The following is a 23,754-nucleotide window of genomic DNA, read 5'->3' as shown; positions in this document are numbered from 1 at the left end:
CGGCCGGAAAGTCGTCGTCCCCAGGCACCTAATCCTGCGTACTACCAGAGCAGTACGTGACACCACCGTATGTAGTCCTCGCGGCGGTGGCCCCGGAGACCGGGACAGGCCCGGCCGTCACAGCATTCGGCGGCGCCGGCCCAGCCAGGTCTGCGCGATGACGACGGCCGCCAGGAAAGCGCCACTGACCACCTGCTGGTACGCGGAGTCCAGCGAGCCGATCTGGTTGATGACGTTCTGGATGACCTTCAGCAGCAGCACGCCGACGAGTGAACCGCTGATGAAGCCGAATCCGCCGGTCAGCAGGGTGCCGCCGATGACCACGGCCGAGATCGCGTCCAGCTCCATGCCGGAGCCCAGGATGGTGACGCCGGAGACCAGCCAGGCCGCGTTGAGGGCCCCCGCGAGGCCTGCGCAGACCCCGGAGAGCGCGTACACGGTGGTCTTGGTACGGGCCACCGGCGCGCCCATCAGCGCGGCGGCGTCCTCGTTGCCGCCCACCGCGTAGACGTACTGGCCGAAGCGGCTGCGGCGCAGCAACACCGCGCCCAGCACGAAGAGCACCACCGTGATCCACACCGGCACACCGACACCGAGGACCTTGTCCTGGCCCAGGTGCGCGAAGAACGACGAGTCGTCGACCAGATACGTGGTCGCACCCTCGTTGGTGATCGCCAGCAGGATGCCCCGTGCGGCGAGGAGGGAGGCGAGCGTGACGATGAAGGGTGCCAGCCGGGCCCTCGCGATCAGCAGGCCGTTGACCAGGCCTATCAGCCCGCAGACCGCCAGCGGGAGCAGCAGGGCCACCAGCGACCCGTACCGCGAGCCCCAGGCCCCGAGCACACCTCCCAGCGCGAAGAGCGATCCCACGGACAGATCGATCCCGCCGGTGATGATCACAAACGTCATGCCGAGCGCGACGACGGCGAGGAAGGCCGACGACACGGCCATGTTGCCGAGGTTGTCGGTGGTGAGGAAGGTGTCGAAGCTCAGCGAGGCCGCGATCACGGCGACGACCAGGGTCACCAGGGCGCCGTGCTGCTGGGCGAGAGCGCTGATCCGTTCGCCGCGGGTCGAGCCGGGCGGCTCGTCCCCCTCGGTCGACGGACCGGTTCCGATGGTCTGCACGGCGGTCACCGCTTCCCCCGTTCCCGTGCCGCGTACACCGCGAGCACGATCACCACGGCCTGAGCGATCTGCGTCCAGGACGGAGGCAGATCGTGCTTGATGAGCGTGGCGGTGAGCAGCTGGATGAGGACGGCCCCCGCCACGGTGCCGCCGATCCTGATCCGGCCGCCGCTCAGCGGCGTGCCGCCGACGACCACAGCGGTGATCGCGGACAGCTCCATCAGATTGCCGAGCGAAGTCGGATCGCTGGCCTGCAGCCGGGCGGACGCGAGCACGCCGGCGACAGCGGCCAGGACCCCCGAGCAGACGTACACCAGGATCAGAACCCGCCGCACCGGAAGGCCCGCGAGCTGCGCGGCCGGCCGGCTGTCCCCGATGGCCAGCAGCTGCCTGCCGAACGTCGTGCGCCGCACCGTGAAAGCGACAACCAGCGAGAGGGCCGCCGCGATCAGCACCAGATACGGGACGCCGAGCACGTCCCCGGATCCCAGCGACGCCATGTCCGGGTCGTGGATGTCCTTGAGCTGGGGAAGCAGCACCAGGGCGATCCCGCGTCCCGCCACCATCAGGGCCAGCGTCGCCACGATGGGCTGGACGCCGACGAACGCGATCAGTGAGCCGTTGGCCACCCCCACCACGATCCCGCCGATGACGGCCGTGATCAGAGCGACCCACACCCCGTATCCGAGGTAGAGCGAGACGAGCGACGTGGAGAGGGCCATCACCGAGCCGACGGAGAGGTCGACGCCCTCGCTGCCGATGGCGAGTGCCATCCCGAGGGCGACGATGAGAACCGGTGCGACCTGCACGGCCTGGGTGCGGAAGTTCTCCGCGGACAGGAAGTGCGGCGTGAAGGCGGCGTTGGCCAGGATCAGTACGGCCACGCCGGCATAGACCCCGTACTCCTGGAGGAGCCGGAGCAGCCGGTCGCGGTCGAGGGAGGTGCGCCTGAGCGCCAGGTCAGTCATGGTCCCCGCCCTTCGCGGCGATGGCCTGCAGCAGTTGTTCCCCGGTGACGTCGTCGCCGGAGAGTTCCGCGACAACGGCGCCGTCCCGCAGGACGACCACCCGGTCGGAGCCCTCGATCAGTTCCTCCATGTCGGAGGAGATCAGGAGCACCGCCAGCCCGTCGTCGGCGAGTTCGTCGATGAGCCTCTGCACCTCGGCCTTGGCGCCGACGTCGATGCCGCGGGTCGGCTCGTCGAGCAGCAGCACCTTCGGCTGCATGGCGAGCCAGCGGGCCAGCAGCACCTTCTGCTGATTGCCGCCGGAGAGCTCTCCCACCTTCTGGTGCGGGCTCGCGGCCTTGATCCGCAGCCGCGCCATGAAGGTCTCCACGATGGCGTCGATGCGCTTCTCGTCGACCAGGCCGAAGCGCGAGAGCCCCGGCAGCGCGGCGAGCGCGATGTTCTCCCGGACCGAAAGGCCCGGCACGATGCCCTCGGCCTTGCGGTCCTCCGGCAGCAGGCTGATGCCTGCCCGGATCGCCGCGGGGGTCGATCCGGTCCGCACGGGAGCACCCGCGACCAGTACCCGGCCCGCATCGGGCGGCAGTGCCCCAGCGATGGCCTTGGCGGTCTCGCTGCGGCCCGAGCCGAGCAGGCCGCCGAGCCCCACCACCTCGCCCGGCCGGATGGCGAGCGAGACACCCTCCAGGACATGGCGGACCGTCAGTTCCGCTGCGCGCAGGACGGGTTCCTCCGCCGTCTCGTGACCGCCGGAGAATTTGGTGAGGCCTTCACTGCGGACCTCGCCCATCTCACGCCCGAGCATCAGCGACACCAGCCGCAACCGGTCGAGTTCGGCGATCGGCCCGGTGTGCACGACACCGCCGTCCCGCAGCACGGTGACGGTGTCGCAGACCTCGTACAGCTCCTCGAGGCGGTGGCTGACGTAGATCACCGCGATACCGCGCTCGCGCAGCATCCGGATCACTCCGAAAAGCGTCCGCACTTCGGCGGGTTCCAGCGACGAGGTCGGCTCGTCCATGATGACCACCCGCGCGTCGACCGAGACCGCGCGGGCGAGCGCCACCATCTGCTGCGTTCCGATACCGACCGAGCGCAACGGCCTGCGGACGTCGGCCCGGACCCCCAGCGAGCGCAGCGCTTCCGCGGCCTCGCGGTGCATCCGCCGGAAGTCGATCAGCCCGATGCGGTTGCGGGGCTCACGGCCAAGGAAGAGGTTGCGGGCCACGCTCAGCAGGGGGACCAGGTTCACCTCCTGGTAGATCGTGGAGATTCCGGCGTGCTGGGCGGCCAGCGGGGTGGCGAACGAGACCGGCTGCTGACGGTAGGTCAAAGTCCCCTCGTCGGGGTGGTAGACGCCGGTCAGCACCTTGATGAGGGTGGACTTCCCGGCGCCGTTCTCACCGATCAGGGCATGGACCTCGCCGGGCCGTACGGCGAAGTCCACCCCGTCGAGCGCGCGGGCACCCGGGAATGTCTTGGTCAGGCCGGTGACGGACAGCACCGGCGGTTCGGGCGCCCCCATGCTCAGAACGCCTTGCCGATGTCGGACTTGGCGTTGTCCTTCGTGTACTCGCTGTCCTGGATGACGATGTCCTGTGCGACCTTCTGGCCCTTGGTGAAGTTGTCGAGCGTCTCGAAGGCCAGCGGGCCGAAGCGGGGGTTGGACTCCACGTCGCCGCTCATCCAGCCGTCCACGATCTGCTGGACACCGTTACGGGTGCCGTCCACGGTCACGATCTTGATCGCACCGGCCTTCTTGCCCGCGCCCTTGAGCGCGTTGACCGCGCCGAGACCCATCTCGTCGTTCTCCGCGTAGATTCCGGAGATGTCCGGGTTGGACTGGATGAGCTGCTCGGTGACCTGTTGGCCCTTCTCGCGGACGAAGTCACCGGTCTGCTCGACGGTCACCTTGAGCCCCGGCGCCTTCGCCTTCAGCTCGTCCTTGAAGCCCTTGGTGCGCTCGGTGGTGACGTTGTTGCCCGCGGACCCGAGGAGGATCGCGAGTTTGCCCTTGCCGCCGGTCGACGCGATCATCTGGTCGGCCGCCCGCTTGCCCTGCTGGATGAAATCGGAGCCGATGAAGCTCACGTAGTCCTTGCACGCGGTGGCGTTGATCTTGCGGTCCACGGTGACGATCGGGATGTGCTTCGCGCTCGCCGTCCGCAGTACCGGCCCCCAGCCGTCCGAGTTCAACGGGGCGATGACCAGCAGGTCCGCTCCCTTGGCCATCAGGTCCTGCACGTCACTGATCTGCTTGGAGAACTGTGACTGCGCGTTGGCGGTGAGCAGCTTCAGACCGCGCTTCTTGGCCTCTGCCTTCATCGATGCGGTCTCGGCGATCCGGAAGGGGTTGGCCTCCTTCTCGGACTGGGAGAAGCCGATGGTGGCGTTCTTGATGTCGAGCTTCTTGCCGCCGAACTGGCCGATGGTGCAGGTCTTGGCGTCGCCGGCGGAAGGAGTGGCGACGACCTGGCCCGAACCCTTGCCGGATGAGGCGGAAGTGTCCTTCGAACCGGAATCCTCGGATTTGGCGCAGCCGGACGCGAGCGCGAGGCTCGCGGCGAGGCCGGTGGCAAGAAGTGCCTTGCTGGTGGTACGTCGAAGGAGCATGGTCGGATTCATGGCGTCCCCAGATTTGGCGCAGGCCCGTGCCAACTAGGCACGGGAGGTGGGCTCATACGAGTCGACTCAGCGTTCCGGGCCACTTTTTACAACGTTAGAAGGGTCCTGTAAACCCTCCGCGTCAGTGTCTTCCCGATACGGCGTCACCGGCGCCCCAGGGTGCTCTCGCGTTCCACCAGCCTGAAATCCGCGATGAGTTCACGTCCCAAAGCCCCGGTGGACACCGTTTCTGAGCGTCCGCCGGGGTCTCTTTCGGGGCCCCGGAGACCCCCGATGACCGATTCCACGGCGAGGCGGGCGATGGACTGCTTGTCCGGCGAGATCGTGGTGAGGGTGACCGCACCGAACCTGGCCTCGGCGATGTCGTCGAAGCCCACCACCGCCACGTCCCACGGCACACGCAGCCCCCGTTCCGAGAGCACCCGCATCGCACCGACCGCGACCAGGTCGTTGTAGGCGAAGACGGCGTCCGGCCGCTGTCCTGCGTCCAGCAGCCAGGCCATCGCCTGCGCACCGTCCCCGCGGTCCCAGCCGCTGGTGGGAGCCGCCAGCGCGTCGGGCGCCGGCAGCCCGGCTGCGGTCAGTTCGTCGCGCCAGCCGCGGAGCCGCAGCTGGGCGGGCCGGTTGATGCGGTCGGTGCGCGCGCCGAGATACGCGATGCGGGTGCGGCCGAGCCCGATCAGGTGTCGCACCGCCATGCGGGACGCGGCGACGTTGTCGATCGCGATGTGGTCGTAGGGCAGGTCGTACTCACGCTCACCGAGCAGCACCAGCGGGGCGTCATGGATCCGGCTGCGCAGATCGTCGGCCTCCAGCTCGATGGGGCTGAGGATCAGCCCGTCGATGACCCGTCCGCGGAACCCCTGGCTGACGAGGATCTCCTGTTCGCGCTCGCCGCGTGTGTGGTCGAGCAGCACCGTGTAGTCGTGCTCAGCCGCCGCGTCGATGACGGCGCCCGCCAGTTCGGCGAAGTACGGGTTGCCCAGTTCGGGGACGGCGAGGGCGAGGATTCCCGTACGCCCTTTCCGCAGGTGGCGGGCCGTGAGGTTCGGTACGTAGCCGAGTTCGTCGATCGCGGCCTGGACCCTGGTCCGCATGGCCGGCGTGACGTGCTGGTAGTTGTTCACGACGTTCGAGACGGTCTTGATCGAGACGCCCGCGAGCTCGGCGACGTCCTTGAGGCTTACGCCCACTGAGTCTCCCCTCCGAATGGTCATGCCGCTGGACAGCAGGCAGGAGTCGTGCTGTCATGCCAACTGCCGTTCCTTCCAACGTTGTACAGACTGTTGCAACGAGCCGCCACCCTTCCTCACCAAGGAGGATCCGTGCGCATCCGAAGAAGACTGGCCCTACTCCTCGCCGCCGCCACAGGCGTCGCGGGCCTCTCCGCCATGCCGGCCGCTTCCGCGGCGCCCGAGCCCACGAGCTCCACCGTGACCGCCCACGGTCTGAAGGGGGAGTACTACACCCAATCAGCCCCCGGAGCCTTTGACTTCGCGCAGCTCAAGGCCACCGGGTTCGACCCGGACATCGACTTCCCCACCTTGGAGTCACGGCTCCAGTCCGCCACCGGGCAGTCGGACAACGACAGCGTCCGCTGGACCGGGAAGATCGTTCCGGAGAAGTCCGGTGCCCATACGTTCTCGATGATCGGCGACAACGGCTTCCGGCTGTGGATCGACGGGAAGCCCGTCATCGACCACTGGGTCGACGACTGGGAGAAGGAACAGACCTCCCAGCCGGTCGAGTTGACCGCAGGCAAGGCCTACGACATCAGGATCGAGTACTTCGAGCACGAAGGCGGGTCCGACCTCCATCTGAACTGGACCCCGCCGGGCGGTACCAAGAGCCCGGTCCCGCAGTCCGCGTTCCGGCTGCCCGACGGCTACGACTACGACGGGGCCATCGCCGCCACCGTCCAGAAGTCCGGCCGCAGCCTCAGACTGGACTTCGCGCAGAAGCTCGCGCCCCCGCCCGCCGGGCTCGCGGGCCACCTCGATGCGGTCATCGGTGGCGCGACCTGGCCACTGGGATCGGTCAAGGCGGATCCGTCCGACGCGCACAGCCTCACCGTCGCGCTCAAGAAGCCGGTCGTCGGCAAGAAGGGCGGCGGCGCCACCGGCCTCGCCGACATCCGCTACGACGGCCAGGGAGCACTGAAGTCCCAGGGCGGCAAGGCGGTCGGAACCTTCTGGTCGAGCGGTGCCAACAACTCCGAGTACGAACTGCGCACCAAGTGGGCCGACGACGTCAGCCCTTCCAACGCCCTCCCCGAATACCCGAGGCCCCAGCTCACCCGTGACGCCTGGCAGAACCTCAACGGCAGCTGGCAGTTCGCCGCCGCCAAGGCGGGCGAGAAGCCACCTGTCGGCAAGAAGCTGGCGGAGAAGATCCTCGTTCCCTATCCGGTGGAGTCCCAGCTCTCCGGGATCGAACGGCACGAGGACCGGATGTGGTACCGGCGTACGTTCAGCGTGCCCAAGGGCTGGAAGGTCGGCTCGGGCAAGCGCCTCCAGCTCAACTTCGGGGCTGTCGACTGGCAGGCCGAGGTGTATGTCAACGGCAAGAAGGTCACCGAACACAAGGGCGGCTACGACAAGTTCAGCGCGGACATCACCGACGCGCTCAAACCCGGCCGTACCCAGGAAGTGATCGTCGGCGTCTACGACCCGACCGACGCCAAGGACGGCGAGAACCCGCCGATGGGCAAGCAGCGGCTCGACCCGAGCGGCATCTGGTACACGCCGTCCTCCGGTATCTGGCAGACCGTGTGGATGGAGCCGGTCGCACCCGACCACGCGGACTCGCTGAAGCTCACTCCGGACATCACCGCGCAGAAGGTCGCCGTCGACGTGCAGGGCGTTCGCAGCGGTGTCCCTGTCACGGCCACGGCGTACGACGGGAAGCGGAAGGTGGGCACCGCCACGGGCCGGACCGGCGCGGCGCTGAGCGTACCCGTGCCGAAGCCGCATCTCTGGTCGGCGGACGATCCGCATCTCTACCAGCTCAAGGTCACGGTCGGCTCCGACCGGGTCGGTAGCTACTTCGGGATGCGCTCGATCGCCGTCGAAAAGGTGAACGGCACCCCGCGCACCGTGCTGAACGGCAAGCCGGTCTTCATGATGGCCACCCTCGACCAGGGCTTCTGGCCGGACGGCCTGTACACGGCGCCGACCGACGAGGCCCTCGCCCACGACCTCAAGATGCACAAGGCGATGGGCTTCAACTCGGTGCGCAAGCACATCAAGGTCGAACCCGACCGCTGGTTCTACTGGGCGGACAAGCTCGGGCTGCTCGTCTGGCAGGACATGCCGGCCATGGAGGCGGGCACCAATCCGTCCAAGGCCGCTCGCGCCGAGTACGAGCACGAGATGAAGCAGATGATCGACCAGCACAGCAGCCATCCCTCGGTCGTCATGTGGGTGACCTTCAACGAGGGCTGGGGCCAGTACGACATGGCGCGCATCGCTGATCAGGCCAAGGCGTGGGACCCGACACGACTGGTCAACAGCATGTCGGGGATCAACCTGGGAGCCGACGGCGGCACCGGGGACATCATCGACGAGCACGGCTATCCGAGCCCCGCACTGCCCGCACCCGACGGGAGACGCGCGCTCGTCAGTGGTGAGTACGGCGGACTGGGGCTTGCCGTCCCCGGTCATGCGTGGGCGGTGCAGCAGTCGTACGTCGCGGTCGACCCGGCCACGTACACCGACGACTACCTGGACAAGCTGGGCGAGGTGCGCAAGCTCGCCTGCCAGGGCAGTAACGGTGCCGTCTACACCCAGATCTCCGATGTGGAGGGCGAGTTGAACGGTCTGATGACCTACGACCGGAAGATCGTCAAGCCTGACGTGAAGCGGGTCAAGGCCGCCCAGGACGCGCTGGTCCATGACGCGTCCCAGGCCGTTCCGGCAGGGTGCCCGTCCTCCTGACCTGGCCGTGTGCCCCTGGCCTCGCGCCTCGCGCCTCCTGCTCCCTGCGGTGCACAGCCGCAGGGAGCAGGCGCGGGGGCGGGTCCGGCACCGCACGGAGCATTCCGGTCGCCACTCTTGACGCGAGCCCGACAGGAACCAACAATGATCGCGTTCTGACAACGTTGTCCAGGGAGGTTGAACGGCGTGTCTCATCACCCGTACGAGCTGAGCCGACGCCGATTCGCCCAACTGCTCGGTCTCTCAGCCGCACTGAGCGCCGTTCCGCTCGCGACTGGGGCGGCCCCGGCCGCCGCGCAGCCCGGCTCGCCGGCCCCGGACGCACAGCACGGGAGCGCGCAAGCCCCGGACGACGTGGCCCACACCTACTACCAGGTTCTGCTGGCCCACACCCGCTGGTCCGAGACCCAGTGGGACGCGAAGCTCGGCCACTACACCGCCACCGACTTCGGTTTCGCCGTCGTCCTGGGCAACGCCCTGCTGCTGACCCGCGGCACCTACGACTCCACCGCGGCCGGGGTCGACGAGGAGACCCTGCGGGCCCGGACCCTGGCCACGCTGAAGCACTTCGCGGCCTCCAACCGGCTCACCGGCGGTAGCGAGTGGGGCCGCACGCTCTTCTTCGACACCACATTCCAGTCGTACTTCATCCTCGCCGCGAGGCTGCTCTGGACCAGCCTCGACGAGGACACCCGGCGCAACATCGACACCATCGCCCGTGCGCAGGCCGCGTACACGACGTCCCTCGGCACGGCCGACGACCCCGGGTCGGGTGACTGGACCCCGCACGGTCTCACCGGCGGATTCCAGGGCGACACCAAGCTGGAGGAGATGGGCGTCTACGCCCAGTCGCTGGCCCCGGGAATCGCCTGGGCGCCCGGCGACGGCCAACAGGGCGACTGGCGGGCCGCGTTCGGCCGCTGGAGCCGCAACGAGACCGGGCTGCCGGCCGCCGACCGCGCCAACCCGGTACGGGTGGACTCGGTCCCGGTCAGCGACAACACCGCGCAGAATCTGTACGACACCTTCATCGTCGAGAACCACGGCTCGTTCGGCCCCCACTACCAGGCGGAACTCTGGCGCACCTCGGGCCGCAACGCCGCCCACTTCATCACCGCGGGGCAGCCGCTGCCCGAGGTCCTCACCGCCCAGCCGAACGCGGGCCTGCTCTGGGACACCCTGCTCACGGTGATGAGTGACGCGGGCGAACCGCTGATGCCCATGGTCGAGGACCGTGAGCACCTGTACGGACGCGACGTCATCCCGCTCGCGTTCCTCGCCCAGGTCGCGGGCGACCGGTCGGCGGCCGCCGCCGAGGCCGCGCTGGCCGGGCGCCTCCTGGCGTACCAGGCGTATCCGCCGGAGCACCGGATGGCGAAGTTCTCCGGTGAGCCCAAGTACGAACCCGAGGCCCGCGCCGAGATCGCGATCAGCTATCTGCTGCACGAGTGGCGGGCCCGCACCGGTTCGCCGGTGCGACCGCTGGGTGAACAGGAGCTGTTCGCGCGCGCGAGCGGCGCCAAGGACTTCGGGACAGGACCGGGGCTGCTGGCCCACCAGTCACCGGGTGCCTGGGCCGCCACCGTCACCAAACCCGGCTTCGTGAAGTTCGCCTGGCAACCCGCCCACGACGACTGGCTCTTCGCGCTGAGCGGCCACACTCCGATGTTCCTGCCCAGCAGCGGCACCACGGTGACCACCCGCACCGCTGTGACGTACAGCGCCCTGCGCGACGGCTTCGACGGAAGCGCGAGTCTGCTCACCCTCGGCACCGGCTTCGCGGGTCTGACCACACTGCCTTCCGGCACGGTCGTCTACGCCACCACGGGCACCGGCGTGGGGGAGGGGCATCTGGAGGTCCGGAACCTGACCATGCCCGGCATCCCGGGACTGAACGGCAGCCGCACCTACACCGCGGCCGACGGCGCGGCCACCGTGCCCGCCGGGGACAGCGCCGGCCCCGCGCCGACGGGCGGCCGCACCGACGAACTCCCCCTGGAAGCAGGAACGTTCAGATACGTTCGGATGCAGGGAATCACCCCCGACCCTGCTTACGGATACTCGCTCTACTCCTTCGAGGTACGTGACGGCGCGTCCGGCACCGACCTCGCCAGGGGCGCCACCGCGACCGCGTCCTCCTCGGACACCGGCAAGGAGGCGGCCCTCGCGGTCGACGGCGACCCCGCCACCCGCTGGGCGGTGTCGCACGCCGACCGGAGCCGCGCGGACAGCCGGCTCACCGTCGATCTCGGCACGGAGCACCGCTTCGACCGTGTCACGCTGCACTGGGAGTCCGCGGCCGGCCGTGCGTACACCGTGCAGGGATCGTCCGACGGGCAGCGGTGGACCGACCTCGCGCGCTACCCCCGCCCCGACCTCACCAGCGAGGGGGGCTGGCTCTGCGTGGACGGCCGGGCAGGACTCGTCGTGCGTGGCGCGCACAGCCCGCTCTCGGTGTACGGCGACACCGTCGTCCTCTGTGACGGGCCCGCGCAGCCGCTGCTCGTGGAGGGCTATCCGTCGGTCGGCGCCGGCCGGACCCGCGAGGCCGCCGCCAGGGCCGTCCCGGCGTCCGGCCACGAGAGCGTCCTGGTCAGCGACGCTGAGGGCTGGCTGAGTCTCTTCAACCTCTCGGGGAAGCCGGTCACCACCACCGTGACGCTCCCGCAGGACACCCGATCCGTCCGGCTCTATCCGGGCGACCAGAGCGTCACCGGTTCGGGCACCACGTACGTGGCAGAACTCGGCGCCGCGGCCGCGGTACTCGCACCGGCGCGCCTCACCCTGCGTACGTCGTCGGGCGGCCGTGTCCCCTCCGGCCTGCGGGCCGAGGTGACCGACGCGGGCACCGTACGGCTCACCGGTCCCTCCGGGCGCTACGCCGTCACCGCATCCGGCGGGCACAGCACCCGGGTGACGCTGCGCCAGGGCCGCCCGCGCACGGTCGGTGTCCCCGGAGTCACCCCCTACCCCCTCAACGACGCGGCGCTCGGCCGGACCACCTTCCCGACCGCGCCGCTGCCGCCCGGGATGTCGGATCCGGCGGCTGCCGTCGACGGGTCGCGTGACACCTCGTGGACGCCGGGGCCCGGCGGCCGGATGGTCGTCGACCTCGGTTCCGTACGGCCGCTGACCGGGATACGGGCCGTGTGGGCCGGCGGCAGGGCACCGGTGGCGCACGCGGAGCTGAGCACCGACGGCATCAGCTACCGGCCGGCGGGCGAACTCTCCCGCCGCGGTCACGACAGCGCACTGACCGCGGACGGCACAGCCCGCTATGTCGCCCTTGCCGTCACCGGCTGGCGCCACGGAGACGCCACGCTCGTCTCGCTCAGCGTCTCCTGACCCGGCGCTCCCGGCACGTTCCATCCCCCACAGCCCACAGTCCGGACACACCGTTCGCCTTCTTCCTCCCGGAGGTTTCCACCCATGTACTGGACACAACGGCTGCGCGGAGCAGGGACGGCCGTAGCCGCCGCCGCGCTCATAGGCGGGGTCCTCGCCGTGCCGACGGCCGAGGCCGCGGGCGCTCCGCACGGCGGGCGGCTGACGGACCTGGTCAACCCGTTCATCGGAACGGAGAACGAGGGAAACACCTATCCGGGCGCCGCGGTGCCCTTCGGGATGGTGCAGCTCTCGCCGGACACCGGCCACAACACCGGCTACGACCACGCCCAGAACGAGATACGCGGTTTCTCCAGCGTGCACATCTCGGGAGTGGGCTGCGGACTCGGCGGCGACCTGCCGACTCTGCCGACCACCGGTGACGTCACCGAGACCGACTACGCCAAGTACGCGGCGAAGTTCAGCCACGACAACGAGAAGGCGAGCCCCGGCTACTACAAGGTCGGCCTCGACTCCGGCATCACCGCCGAGCTCACCGCCACCAAGCGCACCGGAGTGCAGCGCTACACGTTCCCCGCCACCGACAAGGCCAACATCCTGCTGAACGCGGGCCAGTCGCTGCACAAGACGGTGTCGACCTCCGTCGAGGTTCTCGACTCCCGCACCATCCGCACCGCCATCACCGGCAGCGGATTCTGCCAGGACACCAAGCCGTACACCCTCTACACCGTCACGCACTTCGACCGCCCCTTCACCACATCGGGCACGTGGAAGGACGGCAAGGTCACCGAGGGCTCGGACAAGTCCACGGGTACGGGCGGCAATGGTGCCTGGGTGCGCTTCGACACCTCCAAGGACCGTACGGTCGAGGCCACCACTGCCATCAGCTACGTGGACGCGACCGGCGCGGCCCGCAACCTGCGGGCCGAGGGCGGCAAGAGCTTCGACCGGGTCCAGCGCGCCGCGCAGGCGAGCTGGGAGGACCGGCTCGACGACGTACAGGCCCAGGGCGGCAGTGACACCCAGCGCCGCACCTTCTACTCCTCGCTCTACCGGTCCTTCCTCGCGCCCAACATCGGCAGCGACGCCGACGGCCGCTACACGGGCTGGGACCAGAAGATCCACCGCGCGAAGGGGTTCGACTACTACCAGAACTGGTCGCTGTGGGACACCTACCGCACCCAGACCCAGCTCCTCTCCCTCCTCGCGCCGCGCGAGGAGAGGAACATGGCGATCTCCGTACTCAAGATCGACGAGCAGAGCGGCTGGTTGCCCAAGTGGGGGTACGGCACGGTCGAGACGAACATCATGACCGGCGACCCGGTCACCCCGTTCCTCACGAACGCCTACCGGCAGGGACTCCTCAAGGGGTACGAGGACCAGGCCTACCGCGCCCTCAAGAAGAACGCCGACGGCACCCCGCCGGCGGACTCACCGGCGGTCGGCCGTGAGGCCAACGTCCAGTATCTGAAGGACGGTTTCGCGCCGTACATCAAGGACCGCACCCATGTGAAGCCCGGCGACTCGGACTTCGACCACGGTGCATCGGCCACCCTGGAGTACGCGCTCTCCGACGCCATGCTCGGCCAGATGGCGGGCGACCTCGGCCACAAGGCGGACGCCAAGCGCTATGCGGCCCGTGCCCAGAACTACCGCAACATCTTCGACCCGTCGACCGGCTTCTTCCGGGCCCGTGACGAGAACGGGAACTTCACCGGCCCCGCGGACCCGGCGCAGGGCGAGGGCTTCCACGAGGGCACGGCCTGGCAGTACCAGTGGATGGTCCCGCAGGACCTGTCCGGAATGGTCGGCCTGATCGGCGGCAAGGACGCGGCCAACCAGCGCCTCGACTCCTTCTTCGCCTACGACCAGCTGCTCGCGGACCCGGCGAAGACGGCCACCGATGTGTGGGTCAACGGCCCGTACGACTACTACAACGCGGATAAGTACAACCCGCAGAACGAGCCCGACCTGATCGCCCCGTACACCTACCTCTCCACCGGCCAGCCGTGGAAGACGACCGACGTGGTGCACGCCGCTCTGACGCTCTTCACGGACGCTCCGACCGGTATGACGGGCAACGACGACCTGGGCACCATGTCCGCCTGGAACGTCCTGTCCTCCATCGGTGTCTTCCCGGTCCAGCCCGGCACCGACACCTGGGGTCTGTCGACACCTGCCTTCCAGCGCGTCGACCTGAAGCTGGACCGCCGCTACTACCCGCACGGCGGCTTCACCGTGAAGGCGCCGGGTGCCTCGGACACCGACCGGTACATCCAGTCGGCCGCCGTGGACGGTGCGGCGCACGCGAAGACGTATCTCACGACGGACGAGATCCGCTCGGGCCGCACGCTGTCCTTCGACGTCGGAGCCAAGCCGTCCGACTGGGGTACGGACCCGTCCGCCGCCCCGCCCGCCATCCGCTGACCGGCTGACCAGGACCGCCCGCTCCCGCATCCGGGGGCGGGCGGTCTCCGTCGCCGCCGGGCAGGACACCGACGACCAGTCCGGCCACGGCCGCGACGAGCCCGGTGCCCACCACGGCGGGCCATCCGCCGGCCGCCCACGCCAGTGAACCGGCCAGTGATCCCAGCGCGATCCCGAGGAAACGGAAGGTGAAGTAGAGGGTGTTGAGACGGCTGTGGATGCGCGGATCCAGCGTGAACAGCACGGTCTGGCTGACGGCCTGACCGCCCCACACCCCTGCATCGAGCACGACGACCCCGGCCACCAGCCACCAGAACCGGGTGCCGCCGGGCAGCAGGACCAGCCACCCCGCGACAACCAGCCCGATCAGGGCGGCCAGTGCACGGCGACGGCCGGCCCGGTCCGCCAGCCGTCCGGCGAGCGGCGAGAGAAGAGCACTTGCCGCTGCGACAAGGCCGAAGAGCCCGATGCCGGTCGGGCCCACGTGGTACCGCTGCTCCAGCAGGAAGGTGAGAGTGGTCCAGAAGGCGCCGAACGCGATCCCGACCAGCGCCCCCGACACCGTGATCCGGCGGACCGGCTGATGGCGCAGGAGCAGCCGGGGCAGCGACGAGAGGGTGGCGCGGTAGGAGGTGGCGCACGTGGCGGCCGGTACGTGCGGCAGGGCGCCGCGCAGTACGAGTACGAGCAGCAGGGTCAGCAGACACGAGCATCCGAACACTGCTCGCCAGCCCGCCAGTTCGGCCAGGGCGCCGGAGTAGGCGCGGGACGCGAGCACCCCCACCAGCAGTCCGCCCTGCACGGTGCCGACGATCCGCCCCGCGCCCGCGCCCGCTGTCCCCATGTCACGCGCGAGTGCCACGGCGAGCGGGGTGATCAGCTGGGGGACCGGTGACAGCAGACCGACGGCGAACCCGGACACGACGAGCAGGCCCACCGAAGGGGCCAGCGCGCAGCCGGCGAGTGCGACCGCGGACGCCGTGACAAGGCCGAGGATCAGCTTCCGCCGGTCATGGCTGTCACCGGCCGGCACCAGCAGCAGGATGCCCACCGCATAGCCGAGCTGGGTGGCCGTCGGAACGGCCGCGAGCGTGTCGGGCCCGGCATGGAGTGAGACGGCCGCGGCTCCCAGCAGCGGCTGACTGAGATAGACATTGGCGGCCGTGACGGCGCTGGTCGCGGTGAGCAGCGAGGTCAGCCTGCGGACGCTCGAACGGTCGTGGCCTGCGGAAACGGTGGACTCGATCACATGGGCCGACACTAGGACGGACACCGGCGGGCATACTTTCGCCGGTACGCCAATGTCTATCGAGAATGCGCCAATGTACGGAAAGAGCGAACAGCGCGACGACTACCAGTCGGTTCCCAGACCACTGGCGGCGATGGCCAGGGACCTGCCCGACGGTCACCGCATCCCGCCGCACCACCACCGGCGCGCCCAGCTGATCTACGGCACGACCGGCGCCATCACCGTCGTCACCGGTCACGGGACGTGGGTGGTCCCGGCGACCCGCGGGGTCTGGGTGCCGGCCGGCCTCAGCCACGGGATGAGCTGCGCGGGGGCGGTCGCCATGCGCACCCTTTACGTCGAGCCGCGGCCGGAACTGCCCCGGGAGCCGACCGTCGTCTCCGTCTCCCCCCTGCTGCGGGAACTGATCGAGGAGGCCGTACGGCTGCCCGTGGAGTACGACCGCGAGGGCCGTGACGGCAAGGTCATGGAGCTGCTTCTCCTCCTGCTCGCCCCGCACCCGGTCCCCGCGCTGCACCTCCCGGCTCCGGACGACGCCGCTCTCGTGCCGCTCTGCGCGGCGATCGAGCGGGACCCCGGCGCCACGTGGCGGACCGGGGAGGCCGCGGCACTGGCGCATCTGAGCCCGCGCACCCTGCAGCGCAGATTCCCGGCCGCCACCGGGATGAGCCTGGCCCGCTGGGTGCAGCAGGCCAGGCTCATCCACGCGGTGACGCTGCTCGCCGGAGGAGCACCGGTCACGTCGGTGTCCGGCGCGCTGGGATATGCGACTCCCAGTGCTTTCACCGCGATGTTCCGCCGTGCGCTCGGTACCAGCCCCACGGCGTACTTCGCCTCGGGGCGGTGAGCGCGGCCGTCCGCCGGGAGCCCGGGGGTTCCTCGGCTCCGGTATTTCTCAGGCGCCCCGGCGGATGGGGGCTCCCGCGCGGTGCAGACTTCTGAGTGCCTGCCCGTAGGACGCGAAGAGGCCGGTCTCGAGGTAGCGCACATCCAGTTCCTCGCAGTACGCACGGACGATGACCTGTGCGCGGCGCAGATTCGGCGAGGGCATGCTGGGGAACAGATGGTGCTCGATCTGGTAGTTCAGCCCGCCCAGCGCGGCATCGGTGAGCCGGCCACCGCGCACATTTCGCGAGGTGAGTACCTGCCGGCGGAGGAAGTCCGGCCGGTCCTCACCGGTCAGTGTGGGCATGCCCTTGTGGTTGGGGGCGAAGATCGAGCCCAGATAGACGCCGAACAGGCACTGGTGCACCACCAGGAAGACCAGGGCCTTCCCCGGTGGCAGCACCAGGAACAGTGCCGCGAGATAGAGCACGAAGTGCCCGATCAGCAGGGCGCCTTCCACCCGTCGCTGCTTGAGTGACCGGTTCGCCAGCGCGCGTACCCCGGACACATGCAGGTTGAAGCCCTCCAGTGTGAGGAGCGGGAAGAACAGGAATGCCTGGGCCCGGCCGATCAGCCGGGGGAGACCGGTGGCCTCGCGGGCCTGCTTCTGACTCCACACGAGGATGTCCGGCGTGACATCCGGGTCGAGTTCCTCGTGGTTGGGGTTGGCGTGGTGCCGGGAGTGCTTGTCCTGCCACCAGCCGTATCCCATGCCGATGCCCAGATTCCCGGCGATCCGCCCGGCGAGGGCACTGGCCCTGCTCAGCCGGAACACCTGGCGATGGCCCACGTCGTGTGCGACGAGGGCCACCTGTCCGAAGGTGACGGCGAGGAACGCGCCGACGGCCAGCGTCCACCAGTCGTTGCCGACCAGCACGAACGCGGCCCAGCCGGCCACGTACAGCGCGGTGACGAGTGCCATGCGCACGGCGTAGTAGAGGGGCCTGCGGTCCATCAGACCGGCATCCCTGATCCGCTGCGAGAGCCGGGCGAAGTCGCTTCCAGCGGTGGCGGGCGGCCCCGCGGGCCTGGGGAGTTCCTGGACACTCATCCCCGCACCCCTGACACGGGCCCGGCGCCGCGGCCGCGCGAACGGCGGACGGCCCGGCTCGCCGGGCGGGTCCGGTGGTGGTGGTGACGGGAGCTGTACGGCATGGCGCCTCGATTCCCGGACCCGGACGGCCGGAGCCGCGTCGCCGTAGGGCTGACGCGGTTCTGGAGGTACCGGTGTGCGGTGCGTGTGATGCCGGCCGTGGGCCGGCTGGAGCAGATCGGGCCCGTACCTTCGGCGGCCCGTGCGACCGGTGCTTCCCGCCGTTGGTGCCGGCGCCAGTGCTCCCGCCCGGGTCCGGGGGAGGGTGCAGCCTTGGGGCATCCTCGCTCCAGCGTACTCGCCCGGAGCCGCGCGACTGCGGTGTCCCGCGGCTCCCGGACGCCCTCAGGTGACTGAGGTGATCAGCCCTTGGCACCCTTCGGCACCGAGTTGAGCATGTCACGGCTGGTGCGCAGGACGTCCTTGCAGTAGTTCACGTAGCCGTGGTTGTCCACGTACTTCGCCGAGACCCAGGTGTTGTCACGGAGCAGGTACCAGATGGTGTTGCCCTCGATGTTCTGGGCGCGGACCTTGCACGTCAGGCTCACCTGCTGGTGGTAGCGCAGCGAGCCCTTCACGGATGAGTCCGTGCTGGGGAACTGGCGCTTGATCAGGCCGTTACCGGCGGTGACCGTGCCGTACGAGCTCTGCGGGGTGGCCTGGGCCGGGGCGGCCATCAGCGTGGCTCCGAGGGTCGCGGCGGTGGCCAGCGCGCCTGCGCCGGCGATGAGGTTCCGGCCGCGGACAGTACGGAGGACTGCGATTGTGGACAAGAGGTTCTCCTGTTTCTCGATCTTGCGGTGCGCAATGAGACTCATTGGCGCAAATGAGACATTACGTCGCAAAATGCCCAACGACCGGCGGAAAACGCGGTGTTGGGCCGAACGTGTCAGGCCGGATTCCGTCGTGGCCGGTCAGAGGGAGCGTCGCGCGGCCCCTGCCGCCCCTGCGGTGTGCCGTCAGCGGTTTTGGCTTCCTGACCAGCTGCGTATATCTTCGTCAGTTGGTCGATGGCCGACGGCTGACCCTGGGCTACGGAACAACAGAGGAACGACGATGACGGTGACAGAGGACAGCCAGGCATTCGGCCCCGGCATCGACCCGGAGCGACTGGCCCTGTGCCTGAGCGTGCTCGACGAGCTGGACAAGATCGACGTCGACCACCCCGACGCCATCGCCGTGCGCCGGGCCACCGCAGGCGTCTACCGCACCGTGAAGCAGCGCCGCCGCCAGGAGCGCCGCGCCGCCAAGACCGCTCACGACAAGGCCGTCACCGAAGCCACCGCCACCGGATCCGCCGAGCGCATCGACGACGAGACGCAGGGCGTGCTCCCGTCGTCGTCCGCCGTCGGGGAGATCGCGGGCATACTCCAGCGCCCCCGGTCCTGCTACATCTGCAAGACCCGGTACGTCGAGGTCGACGTCTTCTACCACCAGCTGTGCCGTGACTGCGCCGCGGAGAACCGCTCGCGCCGCGACGCACGCACCGACCTGACCGGCCGGCGGGCCCTGCTCACCGGGGGCCGGGCCAAGATCGGCATGTACATCGCGCTGCGGCTGCTGCGCGACGGCGCCCACACCACCATCACCACCCGCTTCCCGAAGGACGCCATCCGCCGGTTCAAGGCGATGCCGGACAGCGACGAGTGGATCCACCGTCTGAAGGTCGTCGGCATCGACCTGCGCGACCCCGCCCAGGTCGTCGCGCTCGCCGACTCGGTCGCGGCAGCGGGCCCGCTCGACATCCTGATCAACAACGCCGCGCAGACGGTGCGCCGCTCCCCGCAGGCGTACAGCGAACTGATCACCGCGGAGACCGCCCCGCTGCCCGCGGGTGAGCTGCCCTCGTCGCAGGTCATCGGCGCCTTCGGCAGTGGGGCGCAGGTCTCGCTGCCCAGCGCCAGGCCCGGTGGGCTGAGCGCCCAGGACGTCGCCGAGCTCGCCCTGGTCACCGGGTCCGCGTCGCTTGCCCGGATCGAGGCAGGCACCGCGATCGACGCGGGCGGACTCGTGCCGGATCTGCACGACACCAACACCTGGGTGCAGACCGTCGAGGAGGTCGACGCGGTCGAGCTGCTCGAAGTCCAGCTCTGCAACTCCACCGCTCCGTTCATCCTCATCAGCCGGCTGCGCCCGGCGATGGCCGCGGCGAAGGCCGGCCGTACCTATGTGGTGAACGTCTCGGCGATGGAGGGTGTCTTCAGCCGCGGCTACAAGGGGGCCGGTCACCCGCACACCAATATGGCCAAGGCCGCGCTGAACATGCTGACCCGCACCAGCGGTCAGGAGATGTTCGAGGCCGACGGCATTCTGATGACCGCCGTGGACACCGGCTGGATCACTGACGAGCGCCCGCACCCCGACAAGATGCGCCTCGCGGACGAGGGTTTCCACGCTCCGCTGGACCTGGTCGACGGCGCGGCCCGGGTGTACGACCCCATCGTGCGCGGTGAGGCGGGCGAGGATCTGCACAGCGTCTTCCTCAAGGACTACGCCCCCGCGAACTGGTAGGCCCCCGCACGCGGCCCGTGCGTGGGACGCAGGGCGCCGCCGGGACGGAGAGGGTCCCACGCGGCCAGTCGCGTACGGCTTCGTCCTGATGGGTGCTGCGACGCTCGGCCGGTGTTCCCGCTGCCCCGGGCGGGTCCGCGGTGGCGTGGGCCGACCGGCGAAGACGACCGGGCCTGCGGCGCCGTACCGGCCACGGAGGGATTCCCGCGGTGGTCCTCGGACGCCCGGGTTCTCCGCGGTGACGTCCCGCGCGGAGGGCGGGCCGCTCGTCACTACCGCCGCGTAACAGCGTTCCGCTGCCCGGCAGTTCCGGTGTCTCGGCCGACGCTCCCGATACCTCGGCCGGGTCCGCGACCCGGCATGTCTCCGGCCATCCGATGAGATCGGCCAACCGTCTTCGACCGCCGGATCCGTTCTGCGGCCGCACGAGTGCCGGCGAAGTGCCGGCGGCACCGGCGGTAAGACGGGCGGAGACTCCGTGGTGGCCCCGGCGGCCTCTCTGATCTGCGGAACAGCGGTGGATGTGCAGATCATGGCGGGGTGAACATCCCTCCGGACGGAAGGCAAAGAAAACTTGGCCATCCGACTGCCGCCACTACCGAGCGGAACCCCGCTCATTTGGTTACTCTGTTGTGGACGGACAGTCGATGGGGTTCCACCAAATCTCTCGTCCCGTCTGGGACAGGCACGCACCACGGCCGCGGTCCCGCCAGAAAACCGGCGCCACCGCGTCCGAACTGCCCCTGTCCACGCGGTTACGCGACACAAAGGAGTGCGCGGTGACATCAGAGACCATCACGAAGCGCGAGCAGCACCCGGCCGAACGTATCGGCCGGGCCGAGAAGCTCCTCAATCTGGACGTCTGGGCCAGGTCGGCCCCGATCCGGCTGGCCGGATACGAGGACGACCTCGCCGAGCCCCACATCCTGCAGGGGATCGACTGACCGCTGCACGCACGCCTCACGGCCCGCTCCCATCCTGGAGCGGGCCGTTCGCGTTGCTGACTCCCACTGCGACGGCACGTTCCTGCCGGGTTCGGGGAACGGAATAAGCATCGGATGTCTGGCGGAGGATTATTTCTCCGAGTGTCGTTCTGCGGCGTCAGGTGTCTTGACAGGCACTCGTCATGCTCCAATCATCGGACCTCATGACCGAACTTCCAAGACGCCATGTACTCGGAATGACGGCGGGGGCGGCAGTCGGCGCCGCCTTTCTCGCCCCCGCCACGGCCGACGCGGACACCGGCAGTCCGGGAGCCGAGGCTCCCGGCAGGCAAGCGGGGACTGCCGGTGGAAGAGCGACGGGAGGCTGGGGGGCGGTCCCGGCCGCTGTCCCCGTATCGCTCGACAAGTGGTTCGACAATGACGGCATCGACACCGAGGGCGCCCGCGGCGGCGACTTCGACGGATCCGGTTACACCTTCCCCGGCGAGGAACTGCCCTCGGGTGCCGTGCGGTTGAACGGCATCCAGTTCGACTTCCCGGACGGGTCGGCAGGGGCCAAGAACAACATCGTCGCCCTCGGGCAGCGGCTGGACCTGCCCCGTGGCCGCTATCTGTCCGGATCGTTCCTGGTGGCGTGCAGCTATGGGCAGACGTCGGGACAGGCGACCCTGCACTACGCGGACGGCTCCACGGGCACCGGGGGGCTCGGCGGGCCCGACTGGTACGCCGGCAGCGGTCCGCTCTCGGCTCCGTACCGCTATACCCCGGGCGGTGGGAAGGACGAGCATCAGGTCGTCATCGGCATGTCCGAACTGGCGGTGGACGCGGCCAGGGAACTGGTGGGGGTCACCCTGCCGAAAACCAATCCGGCCGAGGCGGGCAAGTCGTGCCTGCACGTCTTCGCGCTGTCACTCCAGCCTGCCGCCGACGGCCGCGCGCTGGCCGTACGCGACGCCCGCTCCACCACCAGCCTGCTCGACTCGGGAGCACAGAGCGTCGAGGCGACGGTCGTGAACGCGGGCACGGTCGCCGTCCTCGGGACCGACGCGCTCACGCTCTCCGTCGACGTCGAGGGAGCCCGTACGGTCGCGCCCGCCCGGGTGCCCCGGCTCGCCCCAGGTGACCAGGCCAGAGTCCGGATCGGTATCCGCAGCAAGCCCGGAGTGAAGCCCGGGACGGAGCGCGACGGCCGAGTCGTGGCGCACGGACGGGGGGCCGACGCGGCCGCTGCCGGCAGCAGGCTCACCCTCGGCGTGCCGGAGTTCGAAGCCACGGACGCCTCGCTCGCCACGCACCGTGCGCCGTACTGGTTCCAGGACGCCAAGTTCGGGATCTTCATCCACTGGGGTGTCTACTCGGTGCCCGCCTGGGCCCCGGTCGGCAAGCAGTACGCCGAGTGGTACTGGAACCAGATGCAGGACCCGAACAATCCGGCCTACGCCCACCACCGCGATGTCTACGGTGAGAACTTCAACTACGACGATTTCATCCCGAGGTTCACGGCGGAGAAGTTCGATCCGCGCGCCTGGGTGGAGCTGTTCCGGGACGCGGGGGCGCAGTACCACGTCCTCACCTCCAAGCATCACGAGGGCTTCGCGCTGTGGGACACCAAGGTCTCCGACCGCAACGCGGTGAAGATGGGGCCGAAGCGCGACCTGGTGAAGGCGTTGTTCGACGCCTCGCGCCAGTACACGCCGGAGCTGCACCGGGGGCTCTACTTCTCCATGCCCGAGTGGTTCAACCCGGACAACCCCTGGAGCGGGCAACTCTATCCGCCGCGCAATCCGTACACCCTGGAGCCCGTTCCCTACACCGGCTACACGGCGGGCAAGGACTACGTCAAGGACTACCAGGCCCCGCAGATGCTGGAGCTGATCAACGGATACGACCCCGAGGTGCTCTGGTGCGACATCGGGGGGCCGAACGACAGCCACCGCGTGGTGGCCGAGTACTACAACCACGCGAAGGAACGGGCCCGGCCGATCGGGGTGGCGGTCAACGACCGGTCCGGTATCGGCCCGCACGACTTCACGACACCCGAGTACACGACGTACGACTCGATCGTCACCGACAAGTGGGAGGCCAGCCGGGGGCTCGATCCGTACAGTTACGGCTACAACCAGGCAACGCCTGACAGCATGTACATGTCGGCCGAGGAGATCGTGCACACGATCGTCGACACATCGAGCAAGAACGGGAACTTCCTGCTCGACATCGGCCCGCGCGCCGACGGCACCATTCCGGAGATCATGCAGACCAGGCTGCGTCAGACGGGCAAGTGGCTGGAGGTCAACGGTGAGGCCATCCACGGCAGCACCTACTGGGCTCGGATGCCCCAGCTCGGTGACGACCTGCGCTTCACGGTCCGGCCGGGCAAGGCGTTCTACATCCATTCACTGGTCAGGCCGGGTGCCGCGCTGACCGTCGAGGCGCCGGTGCCGATCCGCAGCGGGGACCGGGTGACCATGCTCGGCTACCGGCGGCCGCTCAGGTGGCGTACGAGCGGGGACAAGCTGGTGATCGATGTCCCCGCGGGCGCGCGCTCCGCAGGGGAGTACGTCTGGGTCTTCAAGGTGGAGCAGGCCGGGTAGCCGGGCCGGGTCCGCCGGGTACCGTTCCGGCGGACCTTCCCGTCCGGTGAAAA

The 23,754-nt window shown here is 69.5% G+C and carries 15 protein-coding genes; 7 read left to right on the top strand and 8 right to left on the bottom strand.

Annotated features, from left to right (window positions below):
* Window positions 1-117: 117 nt before the first annotated feature.
* From OG584_RS02690 to OG584_RS02670, 5 genes are all read right to left on the bottom strand, one after another.
* Entirely contained in the window at window positions 118-1,128 is a 1,011-nt protein-coding gene (locus OG584_RS02690) for an ABC transporter permease (RefSeq protein ID WP_405774576.1), read from the bottom strand.
* A gap of 5 nt (window positions 1,129-1,133) precedes the next feature.
* Window positions 1,134-2,096 carry an ABC transporter permease gene (locus OG584_RS02685; RefSeq protein WP_405774574.1) on the bottom strand — a complete coding sequence of 321 codons (963 nt, stop codon included), beginning with the start codon at window positions 2,094-2,096 and terminating at the stop codon, window positions 1,134-1,136.
* Complete coding sequence (locus tag OG584_RS02680) at window positions 2,089-3,600, bottom strand: sugar ABC transporter ATP-binding protein (RefSeq protein ID WP_405783840.1); 1,512 nt, start codon at window positions 3,598-3,600, stop codon at window positions 2,089-2,091. The genes OG584_RS02685 and OG584_RS02680 overlap by 8 nt, the downstream gene beginning before the upstream one ends.
* A gap of 23 nt (window positions 3,601-3,623) precedes the next feature.
* The gene (locus tag OG584_RS02675; protein WP_405774572.1) at window positions 3,624-4,709 is read right to left on the bottom strand and encodes an ABC transporter substrate-binding protein; all 1,086 of its coding nucleotides are present in this window, start codon (window positions 4,707-4,709) and stop codon (window positions 3,624-3,626) included.
* A 155-nt stretch (window positions 4,710-4,864) separates the two neighbouring features.
* Window positions 4,865-5,914 carry a LacI family DNA-binding transcriptional regulator gene (locus OG584_RS02670; RefSeq protein ID WP_405774570.1) on the bottom strand — a complete coding sequence of 350 codons (1,050 nt, stop codon included), beginning with the start codon at window positions 5,912-5,914 and terminating at the stop codon, window positions 4,865-4,867.
* 198 nt (window positions 5,915-6,112) lie between these two features.
* Here OG584_RS02670 and OG584_RS02665 point away from each other — a divergent pair, with 198 nt between their 5' ends.
* From OG584_RS02665 to OG584_RS02655, 3 genes are all read left to right on the top strand, one after another.
* A complete protein-coding gene (locus OG584_RS02665) occupies window positions 6,113-8,656 on the top strand; it encodes a PA14 domain-containing protein (protein ID WP_405783838.1) in 2,544 nt (847 codons plus the stop codon).
* A 186-nt stretch (window positions 8,657-8,842) separates the two neighbouring features.
* A complete protein-coding gene (locus tag OG584_RS02660; RefSeq protein ID WP_405774568.1) occupies window positions 8,843-12,001 on the top strand; it encodes a discoidin domain-containing protein in 3,159 nt (1,052 codons plus the stop codon).
* Window positions 12,002-12,085: 84 nt separating this feature from the next.
* A complete protein-coding gene (locus OG584_RS02655; protein ID WP_405774566.1) occupies window positions 12,086-14,428 on the top strand; it encodes a GH92 family glycosyl hydrolase in 2,343 nt (780 codons plus the stop codon).
* Here the strand turns inward: OG584_RS02655 and OG584_RS02650 are convergent.
* Window positions 14,322-15,701 (bottom strand): MFS transporter, encoded by a 1,380-nt coding sequence (locus OG584_RS02650; protein ID WP_405774564.1) that lies wholly within the window; start codon window positions 15,699-15,701, stop codon window positions 14,322-14,324. The genes OG584_RS02655 and OG584_RS02650 overlap by 107 nt on opposite strands.
* Before the next feature lie 49 nt (window positions 15,702-15,750).
* Here OG584_RS02650 and OG584_RS02645 point away from each other — a divergent pair, with 49 nt between their 5' ends.
* The gene (locus OG584_RS02645) at window positions 15,751-16,524 is read left to right on the top strand and encodes a helix-turn-helix domain-containing protein (protein ID WP_405774563.1); all 774 of its coding nucleotides are present in this window, start codon (window positions 15,751-15,753) and stop codon (window positions 16,522-16,524) included.
* Window positions 16,525-16,572: 48 nt separating this feature from the next.
* Here OG584_RS02645 and OG584_RS02640 read toward each other — a convergent pair whose 3' ends face one another.
* Together OG584_RS02640 and OG584_RS02635 are read right to left on the bottom strand one after the other, a co-directional pair.
* On the bottom strand, window positions 16,573-17,613 hold the full coding sequence (locus OG584_RS02640; RefSeq protein WP_405774561.1) for a fatty acid desaturase family protein: 1,041 nt from the start codon (window positions 17,611-17,613) through the stop codon (window positions 16,573-16,575).
* A 404-nt stretch (window positions 17,614-18,017) separates the two neighbouring features.
* On the bottom strand, window positions 18,018-18,428 hold the full coding sequence (locus OG584_RS02635) for an SH3 domain-containing protein (RefSeq protein WP_405774559.1): 411 nt from the start codon (window positions 18,426-18,428) through the stop codon (window positions 18,018-18,020).
* A gap of 283 nt (window positions 18,429-18,711) precedes the next feature.
* On the opposite strand from OG584_RS02635, the gene OG584_RS02630 reads away from it, so the two are divergent.
* The 3 genes from OG584_RS02630 (at window position 18,712) to OG584_RS02620 (ending at window position 23,701) form a co-directional block, all read left to right on the top strand.
* Window positions 18,712-20,166: an SDR family NAD(P)-dependent oxidoreductase gene (locus OG584_RS02630; protein WP_405774557.1), complete on the top strand. Its 1,455-nt coding sequence runs from the start codon at window positions 18,712-18,714 to the stop codon at window positions 20,164-20,166.
* 779 nt (window positions 20,167-20,945) lie between these two features.
* Window positions 20,946-21,110: a hypothetical protein gene (locus OG584_RS02625; RefSeq protein WP_405774555.1), complete on the top strand. Its 165-nt coding sequence runs from the start codon at window positions 20,946-20,948 to the stop codon at window positions 21,108-21,110.
* A 203-nt stretch (window positions 21,111-21,313) separates the two neighbouring features.
* On the top strand, window positions 21,314-23,701 hold the full coding sequence (locus tag OG584_RS02620; protein ID WP_405774553.1) for an alpha-L-fucosidase: 2,388 nt from the start codon (window positions 21,314-21,316) through the stop codon (window positions 23,699-23,701).
* The last annotated feature ends 53 nt before the right edge of the window (window positions 23,702-23,754 follow it).

This window comes from Streptomyces sp. NBC_00859 (genome assembly GCF_045161865.1).
Taxonomy (GTDB): Bacteria; Actinomycetota; Actinomycetes; order Streptomycetales; family Streptomycetaceae; genus Streptomyces.
The sequence above is the reverse complement of the archived record's forward strand: the minus strand, read 5'-3'. Positions and strand labels throughout refer to the sequence as shown.

Coding starts and splice junctions, on each gene's coding strand:
- OG584_RS02685 (WP_405774574.1), bottom strand. CDS start 2,096: ATGACTGACCTGGCGCTCAGGCGCACCTCCCTCGACCGCGACCGGCTG.
- OG584_RS02675 (WP_405774572.1), bottom strand. CDS start 4,709: ATGCTCCTTCGACGTACCACCAGCAAGGCACTTCTTGCCACCGGCCTC.
- OG584_RS02665 (WP_405783838.1), top strand. CDS start 6,113: ATGCCGGCCGCTTCCGCGGCGCCCGAGCCCACGAGCTCCACCGTGACC.
- OG584_RS02655 (WP_405774566.1), top strand. CDS start 12,086: ATGTACTGGACACAACGGCTGCGCGGAGCAGGGACGGCCGTAGCCGCC.
- OG584_RS02645 (WP_405774563.1), top strand. CDS start 15,751: ATGTACGGAAAGAGCGAACAGCGCGACGACTACCAGTCGGTTCCCAGA.
- OG584_RS02640 (WP_405774561.1), bottom strand. CDS start 17,613: ATGAGTGTCCAGGAACTCCCCAGGCCCGCGGGGCCGCCCGCCACCGCT.
- OG584_RS02630 (WP_405774557.1), top strand. CDS start 18,712: ATGACGGTGACAGAGGACAGCCAGGCATTCGGCCCCGGCATCGACCCG.
- OG584_RS02620 (WP_405774553.1), top strand. CDS start 21,314: ATGACCGAACTTCCAAGACGCCATGTACTCGGAATGACGGCGGGGGCG.